The organism is Geodermatophilus sp. DSM 44513, assembly GCF_032460525.1.
GTDB lineage: Bacteria > Actinomycetota > Actinomycetes > Mycobacteriales > Geodermatophilaceae > Geodermatophilus.
On sequence record NZ_CP135963.1, the window covers coordinates 4,050,750 to 4,064,274 of the forward strand.

The window sequence follows — 13,525 nt, forward strand, 5'->3', positions numbered from 1 at the left end:
GACCCACGGCGGTTCTCACCAGGTGGCGCGTCTCACTGGGCCCGGGGACCCTCCGGGCCCTAACGTAGCTACCGTGACCGAAGGGGAGGGCCGCAGCTCGCTACGGCACTTCGACGTCGCAGCCGTCGAGGCACAGGCACGCGCGGAGTCCCGCAACCGGGAACGTGTGGTCCCGCTCGTCAGTCTCTACCGGTGGTGGGCACGGCGGACCGATGCGGTGACCGGAGCGCTGCTCGATGCCTACGCAGTCGACCATCCAGGTCGGCTGCACGTCGCAGACCCCTTCGCTGGCGGCGGAGCGACCGCGCTCGCCGCGCTCCGGCGCGGGCACCGGGTCTACGCCCAAGACATCAACCCGTGGGCGGCAGGCGGACTTCGACTGCTGCTCGGCATGCCGAGCCCCCGCGAGGTCGACGTCGCCATCCACGAGCTGAGCAGGAAGGCGCCGGCGCTGCTCGCGGACGCGTACGCCACCCACCTCAGCGACGGCACCGCCGCGCAGCTCGCGCACACCCTGCGCGTGGCAGTAACGAGCTGCGCCGAATGCGGACACGAGCAGAAGCTCTTCCCCCACGCGCTCGTCAGCCTGACCGTTCGCCGCGACTGCGGCGGTGACCACAAGCCGGCCTGGCTCGCCTGCCGCCGAGGTCACCTGTGGCGCGCTGACGACGCCACCCACTCCTGGCCGTGCCCCACCTGCCGGGAACTCGTCGATCCTGCCGCGGGCTACACCGCCGGCCGGCGGGTGAGCTGCACCGGCTGCGGATCGGAACGCACGCTTGCCGAGCGGCTCAGCACCGGTGCACGCTGGGAACCTGTCCTGGTCGAACGGGTCGCCGGACGACGACGGGAGCTCGGGCCGCCGACCGACCGGGAGAAGACCCAGGCCGCCGATGACAGCTGGACCCCCGGTCGAACCCTGGGCGCGGTCCCAGCCGACGGCGTGGAGACGCGGGTCTTGCACGTGCACGGCTTCCGTCAGTGGGAGGACCTCTACCCCGCCCGCCAGCGCGTCCTCCTCGAGCGACTCCTGAACGCCGCCGCCTCCAGCGGACGACCAGGCCCGGGCAGGGACGCCGTCGTCCTGGCGGTCACCGGGGCCACCGAGATGGCGGGGCTCGTCTCACGCTGGGACCGCTACTACCTCAAGTCCTACGAAGGCATGGCCGGGCACCGCTTCAGCCTCACCACCCTCGCCGCCGAACCGCATGTCTGGGGCGCCGGCAGCGGTCGCGGCACCATCCAACGGCGCTTGGCCGCGCTGTCTCGGTCCGCGCGGTGGTGGGCCGAGTCCCCGCGGCAGCCGCAGCGGCACCGCGGACGCCGGCCGACCGTCGTCTGCGCCGATTCACGCGTCATGGACCTGCCCGACCGCAGCGTCGACCTCGTGCTCACCGACCCGCCGTACCACGATGACGTGCAGTACGGCGAGCTGTCCCTGCCTCTGCGGGCGTGGGCCGGCCTATCCCTGCAATCCCTCGACGGAGAGACCGTCGCCGGCGTCGGTGATCCGGGCCAATACCGACGTCTGCTCACAGAGGTGCTGCGAGAAGCGGCTCGTGTCCTCACCCGCGACGGCCACCTCGTGCTGACCTACGCGAACCGCTCCCCCGCCGCCTGGATCGACTGCCTCGCCGCACTCCAGGCCGCTGGGTTTCGCACGGTGGGCGCGCTCACCGTGCACGCCGAGAACGAGACCGACGCCGCCAAGCGTGGCCGCCGGGCCTGCAGCCGCGACCTGGTCCTGGACCTCGTCGCCGACGCTGGCCGACGCCGGGGTCCTGCCGAGCGACTCCCGGCCTGGGCACCACCGTCGCTTCTCACACCCGGCGACGACGAGCGTGGCTTTCTCGCCGCGGTCGCCGTCCACGCCCTGCGGGTAGGCGCGCTGGAGGAAGGGTGGGAGGAAGACGCGGCGCGGACGCTGTCATCCCATCCGTTCGCTCGCCCGGCCGCAGGCTCCGATGTTGATGTGCCCTTGGTCGGCGATCCTTCCTGGACGCGCAGCGCCCCGGCCTAGCCTGTCGTGGCCCGACGGCCGCTGGCCGAACGGCGGATCGGACACCAGATCCAGGGCCACCAGCACTCTCCCCGGACTTTCAAGGTCATGAGGTCCAGGCGCGGGTGGCCGGGACCCACCGAGCCGTATCCGGCACGGTTGCTCCGTCGAGCAGCGGGTCGGCGAACCGGAAGGTGGCCTCCAGAAGTTCGTCGAACTGGTCGGGCAGCCGGTCCTGCAGGTGCTGGCGATCGCGCCACCGGCGGTAACGGGTCTGCCCGAGTGCGGCGTAGCCGTCGAGCAACTCGCGCAGCGGATGCAGGTCCGCGCCGCGATGACGGGCCACCAACAGCATGGCTTCCCGGGCAGCCCGGGCGTCGAAGACATGTGCGCCGGTCAGCAGGAAGATGTCGCCGAAGTCCCGCCAACGCGTGCTCGCCGTACCGCGCTGAGCGGCGGTGACCACCTTCTCGGCAAGCACCATGGGGATCGGATATCCCAGCAGGTCGATCTCACCGCCCAGCAGGCGCGGCACGTGCACCGTCTGGGGCGCCGGCCAGATCGGGTCGCCGACGTTGACATCGACGTGGAAGGTCTCGTTGGCGGTGGCGAGCCGGGCACGCAAGGTGACTCGCACGCCGCTGTACTCGTCCTCGTCCCGGATCGACTCGGCGTGGACATCGGAGATGTCGAACTCGAGTCCGTCGTCCTCGCCGGAGGGCAGGACGATCTGGGCCACGTCGACGACCAGCTGGCGAACGTGCTCGACCTCCCGGGACTGAGCCAGCGCGGCGAAGTCGATGTCGGCGGTCGGGCGGCGCAGATCGTAGGCGGCCAGCAGCACGCCCCCCTTGAGGACGAGGTGGCGGGCGTGCGGCGACGCGGCAAGCCGGGCGAGGAACCCTTCCAGCGCGTACAGCCGCAGGTACTCGGCGGTGGCGCGGCCTGCCTTCTTGGCTTCCGACCGCAGATCCAGGTAGGCGCGTCCATCGGTGGTAGCTCGGGTGGCGTTGGCACGGCGCGGCCCGGTCACAGCAGGACCTCCAGCGCCTGCCGCAGCGACGAGGTCGCTCGAGGAAAGGACTTTGCGACGCGGAGCAGCTCGACCGGCTGTCCGCCGCGGCGCAGCCAGCGGCGCAACGCTTCGTAGGCCAGATCCGGGCCGAGCGCGCCGCGCAGACGGAACGCGTCGACGATGGTGCGCGGAGCGTTGTAGAGGCCGATCTCCGTGTCGTCGTCGATCGTCAATAGGTCACGGCCGACGTGGAAGGTCTCCGTCGCAAAGCTGTGCCAGCGGACCGGAACGTCGACGTGCGGATGCCACGTTCCGCGTGGCAGCGCGACATCGTGTTCCAACGGGATGGTGTCGGTCAGCCGGTGTTCGGCCAGAGCTGAGGTCAGGCAGAGGGTGGCTTGGGGGGCTCGTTGGGCGATGGTGACGAGGTCAAGGTCAGCCAAGGGAGCGCTCGTTCGGCGGTACAGTCCGCGACCGATCGCTTCGACCGCCCCGCGGTCCCGCAGCCGATACAGCTCGTGCTTGGTCAGGCCTGCTGCGCGCGCCTGCGAGTAGGTGAACGTCGCTGGCAGATCGCCGCCGGTCATCGGATCCCCTCGGAACTAATCCACACAGATAGGGATCAACTGTAAAGGAAAGTTCCGCGATGGGCGGTGACCGGAGCCAGCGTGGACTGGATAGCCCACCGCTACTACCAGGCGCCCCCGCAACTCACCGGCACGTCGTGATTCGCAATCGCCCGGCACCCCAACTGGGGGGTCAGCCGACCGATACTCCACAGGCCATCGTTGAGCTGGACGAGGTTCAGGTGTCACGGATCGTAAGGTGCCAAGCCGGGTCCGAGCAGCGTGAGCTGCGGCCGGTCGCAGTCCGGGTCCCACCAGTCGGCGAGTCGCGGTCCAGTTACTCCAGGTCGGTCTCGACCCGCTTCCGCAGTTCTGCCGGGGCCCGGCGGGCCAGTTCCTCCACGTCCTCAGCAGTGGCCGTCGACACGCCCAGATAGGAGGCAGTCGCCTGCGGCAGTACCGAGTCGGGCACGGCCGGCGTCCATGGGGTCTGGGCCTCCTCCCCCGAGGGTTCCCGCACCCTGGGTCACGGCCGGTATCGGGCTCGCGCGGCCGGGTGACGTGGGCGAGCAGGGAGCCGACGGCATTGGTGTAGGCCTGCCAGGGTTGCTCACCGGCAGTGGCGGGGATCGCCTCGTCTTCTGCGTCGCGTTCGAAGGCCAGCAGTGCGGCGATGTCGGCGGCCTCCTGTGCGGTGAGCTGGCGGCCCAGCAGGGTCAGCTCCAGTTTGGGGACGAGCAGTTGGCCGTCGTCGGTCAACGTGAGCTCCCAACCCCCTGGCGCGCTGGCCGTCTCCTTGTCGAGCAGGACGGCCACCGCGCTACGGCCACTACGCTCGGACACCGCGGCAGTCAACACCGCCAGATCCCCGCTCTCGTCTCCCGCACCCGGTGCGACGAGCAGCACCTCCGGCATCCAGGAGTGCCCTGCGGTCGCGTGCAACCGGCCGTCCAGGACGCCGGCCTGCTCCACGTCGGGCCGGATCGGGTTGTCTCGGAGCCGGGTATGCAGCGAGGCCGCAACGGAGCCAAGGTTCTCCACGTGCGTGACCCGTGCCCCCACCTGGCGAAACGAAGAGCAGCTGGCAACGGCGCGGGCCGAGGCAGCCCCGGTGACCGAGGCCGGGCGGTCGATCCCCACCGGGTATCGGCCGACCGATATGCCCTCGACTCGTAGCTCACGATGGATCCCCGGGGTCGCGTAGTAGGCGAATCGTCCGTGCCGCAGCCGGATCTGGCGATCAGCTCCAAGGTGATGGGTGCGCGCTGTTGGACAACCGTGCTGCCTGGCTTGCCTCAGCGCTGACCCCGCCCGGCCAGCCGCTCGTGCTCCGCGAGGACAGCCGCCGCGACGCGGTCAGCGTCGCCGCAGCAGCGGAAGCAGGATCTCGTCGACGACGACGGTGACCACCGCGGAGTCCAGCGGCTGCCCGGTCACTGCCCACCGCTGGAGGAGGATGCCCGGCCCCGCTTCGGCCGCCATCCAGGCGCCTGTTCCCGGTCGCAGCTCTCGCCGGTCCACGGCGCGGTCGATGACCTCAGTGAAGGCTTCCTGCCAGCGGGCCAGCGGCCCCTGCCGGAAGACCTCGGCCAGCGTGGGTTCATGGTGCAGCGCGCCAAGCAGGGTCCGGCTCGCCCGGCCAGAGGGGCCGGCGAGGACCTCGGCGAGGGAGTGCAGAAGGACCAGGAGATCCTCACGCAGGCAGCCGGTGTCGGGTCGGGCCAGCTCGTCGGCGGTGGCATCGTCGATGACGCTCAGCAGCAGATCACCCTTGCTGGCCCAGCGCCGGTAGATCGTGGCCTTACCCACCCCGGCCGCGGCGGCGACGGCATCCATAGTCAGACCGCAGTAGCCGGCCTCTGCCAAGACCTGCAGCGCGGCGACCTTGATCGCATCATCACGGGAGGGGTCGCGTGGGCGCCCCACGGAAGGGCGCTGACACGCCTGATCTCGTGCCCGGGAGGGCTGGAAGGCATCGTGGCCAGGCACGGCGGCCGACCGTAGCCGCAGCGTTGCTGTGGCGCTACCCGCTCACCGGAAAGAATGACGCGCCGCCGGCGCCCGGAGTGGAGCTGTTCGGGTACCGGCATCCGACCACGGCTCCGCACAGCCGCCACGACATCGTCGAAAAGGACCCGCGGTCACAGAGCTCCACAAGCACCCGACCAGCTCTGTCCGCCTCAACCAGGCTGCCGCAGCACCCGCCACCCGCGGGGCCGACTGGGGCACGCTGTCGCCGAACTGCGGTCAGCGCCACGCGCTGGCTGTCCGGGCGAACAGGGCCGCGCCCAGCTCCCGCTCCAGGCGGATCTGTTCGCCCACCGACTGCTGACTCACGTGCATGCGTTCGGCGGCCCGGCGGAAGTGCAGTTCCTCGGCCACCGTGAGTACGTACTCGAGTTGACGCAGCTCCACCGGACCCTCGCATCGACAGGCTGGACCTGTGGAACGTACCGGACGTCGTCGTTGATGCCGCCGCCGTGCACTGGCTGACTCGAGACCGAGCAGGAGCGCGACCGAGCGCTCTCGTCCCGATCCTGGAGGCCGACCATGAGGACCCGGTTCATCACCGGCGCATCCCGCGGCTTCGGCCGCGAGGTCACGGAGCAGCTCCTGGCCCGCGGCAACCGCGTCGCCGCCACGCTGCGCCGGTCCGAGCAGCTCGCCGACCTCACCGCGGTGCACGGCGACCGGTTGCGGGTTCGCCGGCTCGACGTCACCGACACCGCCCAGCTGCGGGCCGTGGTTGACGCCGCCTTCGCCGAGCTGGGACGGGTCGACGTCGTGGTGTCCAACGTCGGCTACGGGGTGTTCGGCGCGGCCGAGGAGCTCACCGACGACGACCAGATCGACGCACTGCTCGCCACCAACCTGACCGCCGCTATCCAGCTGGCGCGGACCGTCGTACCGCACCTGCGCGCCCAGGGCGGCGGGCGGATCCTGCAGGTCTCCAGCATGGGCGCGCACCTCGGCTTTCCGACCTTCTCGCTCTACCACGCCACCCAATGGGGCATCGAGAGGTTCTACGAGGCTTTCGCCCCCGAAGTGGAGCCCTTCGGCATCCGCACCACGCTGGTCGAACCCGGGATGATCCGCACCTCGTTCTACTACGCCGCCGAGCGCACCCCGGTCCACCCGGCCTACGCCGATCACCCGGGGGACGGCCCGCGGCACGATCCCGGTCGAGAGCATGCCCGGCGACCTGAGCAAGGTCGTCGCAGCCATGATCAACGTTGCGGAGGCCGGCGACCCGCCGCGACGGCTGCTGCTCGGATCGGACGCCTACCGGCTCGTGCACGCCGCCCCCACCGACCGACTCGCTGCCTACGAGGCGCAGCGCGAGGCGGCGCTGTCCACCGACGTTGACGCCGCCGCGCGTTGAAGCGTTGAGAAGAGGAGGTCATGGGCGGAGAGCGATTCCAGGGCAGGATCGTCGTCGTCACCGGCGCCGCCGGACCCTTCGGCAGCGAGCTCGTTCGGCGGTTCGCCGTCGAGGGAGCAGGCGTCGTGGCCGGAGCCCGCGGGAAGGACCAGGTCGCCGCGCTGGTCGCCGAGATCGGCGGACAACGCGCTGTCGCCGCGACGCTTGACGTCACCAGCACCAGCGACTGGGCCAGCACCGTCGCGCTCGCCGAGGACACCTTCGGGCCGGTGTCGGTACTGGTCAACAACGCGGCCCGCGCGATCCCCGACACCATCGCGCGGCTCGGCGCCAAGCCGCTGCGTGAGGTGCTCGAGACGAACCTCGTCGGTCCCTGACTCGCCATCCGCGCCGTCGCGCTGTCCATGCGGAGCGGCGGAGGCAGGTCGAGCGTGAACGTCAACTCGACCGCAGGCCTGGCCGCGGTGCCCCCGCTCGCGACCTACGCGACGAGCAAGTGGGCGCTGCACGGGCTGACCCGGACCGCCGCCAGGGAACTCGCGCCCGACCACATCCGGGTCAACGGTTTCCACCCGGCGATCGTGGACACTCCCCCTGGCCCACGACGAGGACGGCGAGCTGCACGTCGACATGCACACCGCAGCCATACCCCAGCTCGCCACGGTCCCCGAGGTCTGCACCTACATCCTCTTCCTCGCCTCCGACGACGCCTCGTTCTCCACCAGTACCGAACTGGTGGCAGACGGCGGCTCGATGCCCGGCCCGGTTCAGCCTGCGCCCTTGCCGCTGCCACCCTGGCGAGCTCACCGACGTACGCGGAAGAGCAGGCCGTACAGCCCCAACACACGCCGTGCCGGCAGTCGCCCGTACCGCTGAACCTGGTCGTCACCTGCCTCGAAGATCTCGCGAGCACCTCGTTGCTGAGGAGAAGCCGGGACCGTGGGCACCGGTTCACCCGAGGTGGCCGTCGCTGCCAGTTCAGGGTGGGCCTGCGACCTCGGGTTCAAGCCCCTCGGCCGGTGCTTGTAAGTGCTGCGGAGCTCCGCTCCGGATGCCGATGGCTGGCAAGCTTGCGTAGCAGGTTCTCCAGCGTGGGGTGCAGGCCGGTGAGCGCCAGGAGCGACGGGTGCTTGCCCGTCGCAGTGGGAGTCGCACACAAGGCGCCAGCCGGACCCCGGTAGCGGGCGAACACGATTTTAAGTGCTCCGCGGCAGACGGCGGAAATAGATTTCAAGGCAAGATGTTGTCTAGGAAGACGGGGCGTACGTAGTGCGTAGAAGCCACTGAGACGATGGCATCGTCTACATCCATACGTTGAAGGCGCACTCGTTGATTGTTGTCACTCACATATACCTCACCGGTTGGCTCCGGCGCTGCGCGATGTGCTGCTTCATGGATCAGGTCCGCTAGCCCTCCGGCACCGACTTTCACGAGCGCCTCGGCGCGCGTAATTGTTTCGATACTCGGATTCGACAGTCCAGACGAGCGCAGGTCACGAACACGCGGACTACGGGCCGAGGCGAGAACATCTACACCAATACGTCCGGGGCCGACGCCGGCGGCGACGACTCCTTGATCGTGGGACCATGAGACATCAAAGTTGCTGGGATTAGGGATAGCTGGTCGCCCGTGGCGACCTCCACAGACGTCACAGAGCTGGTGGATCTCGTACTCCGTTGCCGGTGCGCCATGGAGAAAGCCCATGAGAAGAAGGCCGACCATGCGAGCCGCGGTGAAGTCGTCGCGATCCTGCTTCCTGACGAGTTGACGGCGGCGCGCTTCGTCGGCTGGGGGCAACAGGCGGTCGTCGACCGCCTCCAGCACCTCATCGCTTCGCGCAACGACGACGAGGGCGCCGGCCGACGCGCGTCCGAGGCTGTCGCGGCGATCACCGAGTCGTCGCAAGCGAGTCGTGGAGTATCGGCTGGCCGAAGACGTACTCAAGGTCTTCGACGCACTTCATGAGAAAGGCGGAGGTCAAGCTGGAAACCGTGACGCGCGATCCTGTGGCGGACAGTGCGGCGGCAAACTCCGAAGACCCGATGAGGGATCCGTACGACGGTTCCTCTGGTCGCGAGAGACCGTCCAGCAAGGGAAGCACCGAAGCGCGCTTGTCGTCCTCATCGAAAGCATTCAGCGCGGCGGCGAATCGGTGCATCCAGTCACCGTACGACTCGATTCGAGTCAGCGGCACACCCATGTCGATGAGCCATTTGACCATCCGGTCCAGGGACACGCCGTCGTCAAACGGATTCACCAGGTGGTACGTGGCGAGCGTCTCCCGCTGACGTCTAAGCGTCACCGCAGTGATGGCTTGGGCGACGACGTCGACGGGCAACCCGTCGTAGTGCGCACGGTCACCATCGTGACTATAGAAGGACGAAGGGGCCAAGCCCGTACGGACCAGGCTGTACAGAAGGCGCGTGAAGGTATCCGGGACGTTGATCTGCCCGCGGTAACTTGAGTGAGCCAGGATCATGCTCGCCCGGAAGACGGTGACAGGGAGGCCGTAACGCTCGTGGGCATCACGCAGGAGCGCCTCGCCCGCCCACTTCGTGGTGGCGTACCCATCTACGATCCCGCCCGTGGCCTGGACCTCCGGGAGCGCGCGGCGTATGTCCGAGAGCTCATCGAGCGGTGACGAGGCTCCTGTAAGGAGTGCCGTGGCAATGCTCGACATGAACGTCATCGGCTTGAGCGAGTCCGTGACGGCCAGCCGGATGACTTCGGCGGTGCCGCTGACGTTTGCGGCGAAGAGTTCTCGGTAGGGCAATGCGTGATTCACCATCGCCCCGGCGTGCACGATCTCTGTGAGGTCGCCGGCAAGACGTTCCCAGGTCTGGTCGTCCAGTCCCAGCCGAGCCTCGGAGAGGTCTCCGGCGATCACGTCGAGGTTGGCGCTGAGTTCGTCGAACTCGGCGAGCAGTGAATCCGACGTTGAGAACGCCTTTCGCAGTCGATCCCGGGCGGCGGCATCATTGCTCGCGCGGATCAAGCACGCCACGCGATGATCGGTTCCCTCGAACTTGCGCAACCATTCGAGACACAGGAACCGCCCGAGATAGCCGCTCGCTCCGGTGATGAGAACCGACTTGGCTGCCTGCGGTGCCTCAGACGAGCCCGGCGCGGCCAGGTCATCCTTCATGAACCGTGGGAGCGTGAGATCGGTTGCGTGAAGTCGCTGAGGGTCCGTGCCGTGGATCTCCTCAAAGGAGGCCGAGTCTCGCCCCGACAGCCGTTTGGCATCGATGTACTCGGCCAGGTCCCGGATGTCATAGGACTCGCTGGCCACCGTATCGACGGACACGCGGATGCCGTAGATTTGTTCAAGAAGCCGGGACAGGTAGACGGCGGTGAGCGAGTCCCCGCCGAGGTTTCGGAATTTGGCAGTTTCCGCGATGTCCTCAGGATCGCTCTGAAGCGACACGGCGATTGCGCGGCGCAGGGTCGTGACGGTCTCTTCCTCGGCCCCGTGGGAGCGCAGCCAGTCAAGTAGCTCGTCACGTCCGGACTGGAGCTGCTGATACAACGTCGCCAGTCGCGGTCCGTATTTCTCCGTCAGGCGGGGGCGCACCAGCTTGCGATGGTCGGAGAGTAGGCCGTTCGATTCGCTGAACGGTTCGAACTCGACGAGGACCGCGCTCGGGATCTCGTAGGAATTCAGGCTCTCGTCAGCGGCCACCTTTCGGAACTCGTGCAGTATCCGAGTCTGGATGGCCGCTACGTCGTCGGCGAGTTCGGTGCGCAGCTGGTCCGAGGGGACGGCAACACCCACGATCGATGATTCATCGCTTTGACCGTAGAGAAAGGTTTGACGAATGGACTTGCTTCCTGCGATGTATGTGGCTTCCAGCGAGGGTAGGGCGACGAACTCCCCTTGCGAGAGCTTGATGATGGCATTCTTGCGGTCGATGATCCGTACCCGGCCGTCACTGTCCACCGCCGCTATATCGCCCGTTCGGTAGTATCCGTCGTCGGTGAAGATCTCGCGATTAAGTTCGGGCTGACTGAAGTAGCCCGGGACCGTTGAGGTGCTCTTGACGAGCAGTTCGCCTCTGGCGTCGGGCCGATCGGAGGTGAAGTACCCGAGCTCTGGAACGTCCTGGAGCTTGTAGTCGATTACCGGTGGACTCAGGAACCTGCCGTCAGCGAGAACCCCGCCAATCTCGGTTGTCCCGTAAAGTTCGTGCAGCTCGATTCCGAGCAGGGACTCGATGAAGTTCTTGAGCTCTGCCGAGACGGGGGCGGACGTGCAGCTGGCCCATTGAACATTGCCGCCCAGGATGCCTTTGCGCATCTCCGCGAGCACGCCCGCCGCATCGGCTTTGCTGTCGACCGCTGTGCTGCCTGAGGGTGTCGCTGTGGCGTGGAGCCGGCGCTGGTACTCCTGATGGAGGAGTTCGCAGACCCGTGGCACCAAGGACAGTTCTGTTGGCCGAGCGAGGCTGAGATCCTCGAAGAAACTCGATAGGTTCGTCGTCGACGCGAAGTAGGTCACACCGCCGCGAGCCAGCGTGCTCCTCACCGATGAGTGGCCGGCTACGTGACTCATCGGCATGTAGTGGAAGTTCGCGATGTCAGTCTCCTCCGCGAAGAACTCCGACCAGCCTTCTCCGCCCCACATCTCTGCGACGAGCCGTTCGGTATACATCGCACCCTTGGGTGTGCCCGTGCTGCCGGAGGTGTACATGAGCATGGCGAGGTCATCGTCCTTGCCGTTGTGCGTCAGTCCGGACACGTACTCGCCGTTCTCGATGTCGAGGGTCTCCGGCGAGATCGAGATCTGTTGGGCAAGCGCTTCGACAGCGCGGCGATGCTCTGGCTCGCCGCCGCGGTAGTCGAGGATGATGAGTCGTTCCACGGTCGGGTGACTCGCGAGCAACCGGGCCGCGCGTTCGAGCAGTGCGACGGTGGCTGCCAGAGCGCGGGGCTCCGTTTCCGTGATGATCGCGCTCTGCTGTTCGTGTGTACCGCTGGTCTGCAGCGGAACCGTGGTGATGCCTGCGAGATTGCAGGCGAAGTCGACTGTGGTGAAGTCAATGCTGGCGAACCCCAGGAGGGCCACCCGGTCCCCCGGCCGGATCGACGAGTGGTCCTCGTGCTCCCTGGTCTCACCTTGAAGCTGGGCGGCCACCGATCCGACGCGCTTTCCGAGTGCGCTGTAGGTCAGGGTTTCGTAGGCGTCGAGGACGCGACCATCCTTGCGGCGTATCTCTTCGCTGGTGCTCGGGATGGGACGTCGCTCTGCCAACGCGGGACGTTCGGCGAAATGATCGAACGCGGACATCATTGTGGACTTGAGGCGCATAGGTTAGAACTCCATGGAAGACTGTGGTGATTTGGGACTGTCGAGTTCTGGAAGAGCCACCCACCGCTTGTCGACCGAGGGACCTGGTGCACGGAGCTGTTTGGGAGGAGGCTGAGCGCGTCCCGCGTCGCGTCGTCGTTCGGCGTGTAGACCTCAAGGCGATGGTCCGGCGACTCCGGTTGCAGCCAAACCTGATAGTCGACGTCCAAAGCTCCAAGGGTGGGGTGGGAAAGGACCATGTTGCCGACGGCGCAGTCCGCGACGTCACCTTCGGCCCAGAGACTTGCGAAGTCGCTACTCTTCATTGAGAGTTCGCCGATGAGTTCGGCTAATCTCGCGTCACGGGGGTACCGACCGGAGGTCAAGCGGAGATAAGCCACGTGTACGCGGGCAAGTTCTTCCCAATTGCTGTAAAGGTCGCGCGTTAGGGGGTCGAGGAAGAATGACCTTGGAACCGACGGACGACGATGGATATCCATAGGCGCTTCGAAAGGGATGTGCTCGAAAAGCAATTCGCGTGCAGAGCGATTCCATGCGAGGATGTCGCCGCGACGGCCCAAGACGACGGCCGGAATAGTCTCATGCAGGGATTTGTATAAGGAGAGCACCCGCCGATGGGGTTTTTCGGGGGACTCCCGAATCATTCGCGACGGCGAGTGCGAGTTGGCCAAGTTATACAGGTGCGTTCGTTCAGCGTCGTCGAGTCTCATGACTGAGGCCAGCGCGTCGAGCACCTGCAGCGACGCAGTCCCGGCCTGGTCCTGCTCGATCCTCGTGTAGTACCCGACACTGACTCCGGCAAGACGCGCCAGCTCTTCACGACGCAGACCGGGCACCCGTCGGGGCGCGCTTCCAGAAGCTAGGCCGATCGATGCTGGATTGGTCTTGTCCCGTCTCGTCTTCAGAAAGCTGCCCAGAGTCTCGCCTTTCATGTCTCTCACGCTACTCGGACTGGTCGGTCTCTGTAGGGGTGAAGGTATCCCTGTCAGGTGCACCCAGCGCGAGAGTGTGGACGCGAGGATCTGGCCAGACGACGGGACGACGGGCCTCGTTGCCGAGGATGTCCGCGACGCGAGCGCGGCCCGCCGGGCACGGCTGGGTACACCTCTCGCGGATACCCGCGCGCGTTGTACCCACCGCATGAGTACTCAAGGTTGTGGCCTTGTTGTGCCCTAGCCGGTCTCCAAGCATGGGGCCATGGATGTAAATCAGCTGACCAGCAGAGACAAAACCGCCTTCGCTCCACCAAGGTCAT

General features: G+C 67.3%; 9 protein-coding genes and 1 pseudogene. 3 read left to right on the top strand and 7 right to left on the bottom strand.

What is annotated here, in order from left to right; genetic code table 11:
- The first annotated feature begins 73 nt into the window (after positions 1-73).
- Positions 74-2,020, top strand: coding sequence for a hypothetical protein (locus RTG05_RS19650; protein WP_166526518.1), 1,947 nt, complete (start codon positions 74-76; stop codon positions 2,018-2,020).
- Between the two features lie 85 nt (positions 2,021-2,105).
- On the opposite strand, the gene RTG05_RS19655 is transcribed toward RTG05_RS19650, so the two are convergent.
- From RTG05_RS19655 to RTG05_RS19670, 4 genes are all read right to left on the bottom strand, one after another.
- Positions 2,106-3,032: a nucleotidyl transferase AbiEii/AbiGii toxin family protein gene (locus RTG05_RS19655; RefSeq protein ID WP_208104666.1), complete on the bottom strand. Its 927-nt coding sequence runs from the start codon at positions 3,030-3,032 to the stop codon at positions 2,106-2,108.
- The gene (locus RTG05_RS19660; RefSeq protein WP_166526519.1) at positions 3,029-3,601 is read right to left on the bottom strand and encodes a type IV toxin-antitoxin system AbiEi family antitoxin domain-containing protein; all 573 of its coding nucleotides are present in this window, start codon (positions 3,599-3,601) and stop codon (positions 3,029-3,031) included. The genes RTG05_RS19655 and RTG05_RS19660 overlap by 4 nt, the downstream gene beginning before the upstream one ends.
- Positions 3,602-4,936: 1,335 nt before the next feature.
- Positions 4,937-5,506 carry a TetR-like C-terminal domain-containing protein gene (locus tag RTG05_RS19665; protein WP_166526520.1) on the bottom strand — a complete coding sequence of 190 codons (570 nt, stop codon included), beginning with the start codon at positions 5,504-5,506 and terminating at the stop codon, positions 4,937-4,939.
- A gap of 321 nt (positions 5,507-5,827) precedes the next feature.
- Complete coding sequence (locus RTG05_RS19670) at positions 5,828-5,995, bottom strand: LysR family transcriptional regulator (protein ID WP_166526521.1); 168 nt, start codon at positions 5,993-5,995, stop codon at positions 5,828-5,830.
- Positions 5,996-6,130: 135 nt separating this feature from the next.
- Here RTG05_RS19670 and RTG05_RS19675 point away from each other — a divergent pair, with 135 nt between their 5' ends.
- The gene (locus RTG05_RS19675) at positions 6,131-6,946 is read left to right on the top strand and encodes an SDR family NAD(P)-dependent oxidoreductase (protein WP_208104667.1); all 816 of its coding nucleotides are present in this window, start codon (positions 6,131-6,133) and stop codon (positions 6,944-6,946) included.
- 36 nt (positions 6,947-6,982) lie between these two features.
- Positions 6,983-8,143 (top strand): annotated as a pseudogene (locus RTG05_RS19680) (SDR family NAD(P)-dependent oxidoreductase).
- Positions 8,144-8,192: 49 nt separating this feature from the next.
- On the opposite strand, the gene RTG05_RS19685 reads toward RTG05_RS19680, so the two are convergent.
- From RTG05_RS19685 to RTG05_RS22420, 3 genes are all read right to left on the bottom strand, one after another.
- A complete protein-coding gene (locus tag RTG05_RS19685) occupies positions 8,193-8,786 on the bottom strand; it encodes a hypothetical protein (protein WP_166526524.1) in 594 nt (197 codons plus the stop codon).
- Between the two features lie 64 nt (positions 8,787-8,850).
- Entirely contained in the window at positions 8,851-12,270 is a 3,420-nt protein-coding gene (locus RTG05_RS19690) for a thioester reductase domain-containing protein (protein ID WP_166526525.1), read from the bottom strand.
- Positions 12,249-13,412: a helix-turn-helix transcriptional regulator gene (locus RTG05_RS22420; protein WP_396349615.1), complete on the bottom strand. Its 1,164-nt coding sequence runs from the start codon at positions 13,410-13,412 to the stop codon at positions 12,249-12,251. The genes RTG05_RS19690 and RTG05_RS22420 overlap by 22 nt, the downstream gene beginning before the upstream one ends.
- Positions 13,413-13,525: the final 113 nt, after the last annotated feature.

Bases quoted from the DNA above. Each gene is read 5' to 3' on its own strand.
- RTG05_RS19660 (WP_166526519.1), bottom strand. From the start codon at position 3,601: ATGACCGGCGGCGATCTGCCAGCGACGTTCACCTACTCGCAGGCGCGC.
- RTG05_RS19675 (WP_208104667.1), top strand. From the start codon at position 6,131: ATGAGGACCCGGTTCATCACCGGCGCATCCCGCGGCTTCGGCCGCGAG.
- RTG05_RS22420 (WP_396349615.1), bottom strand. From the start codon at position 13,412: ATGCGGTGGGTACAACGCGCGCGGGTATCCGCGAGAGGTGTACCCAGC.
- RTG05_RS19690 (WP_166526525.1), bottom strand. From the start codon at position 12,270: ATGCGCCTCAAGTCCACAATGATGTCCGCGTTCGATCATTTCGCCGAA.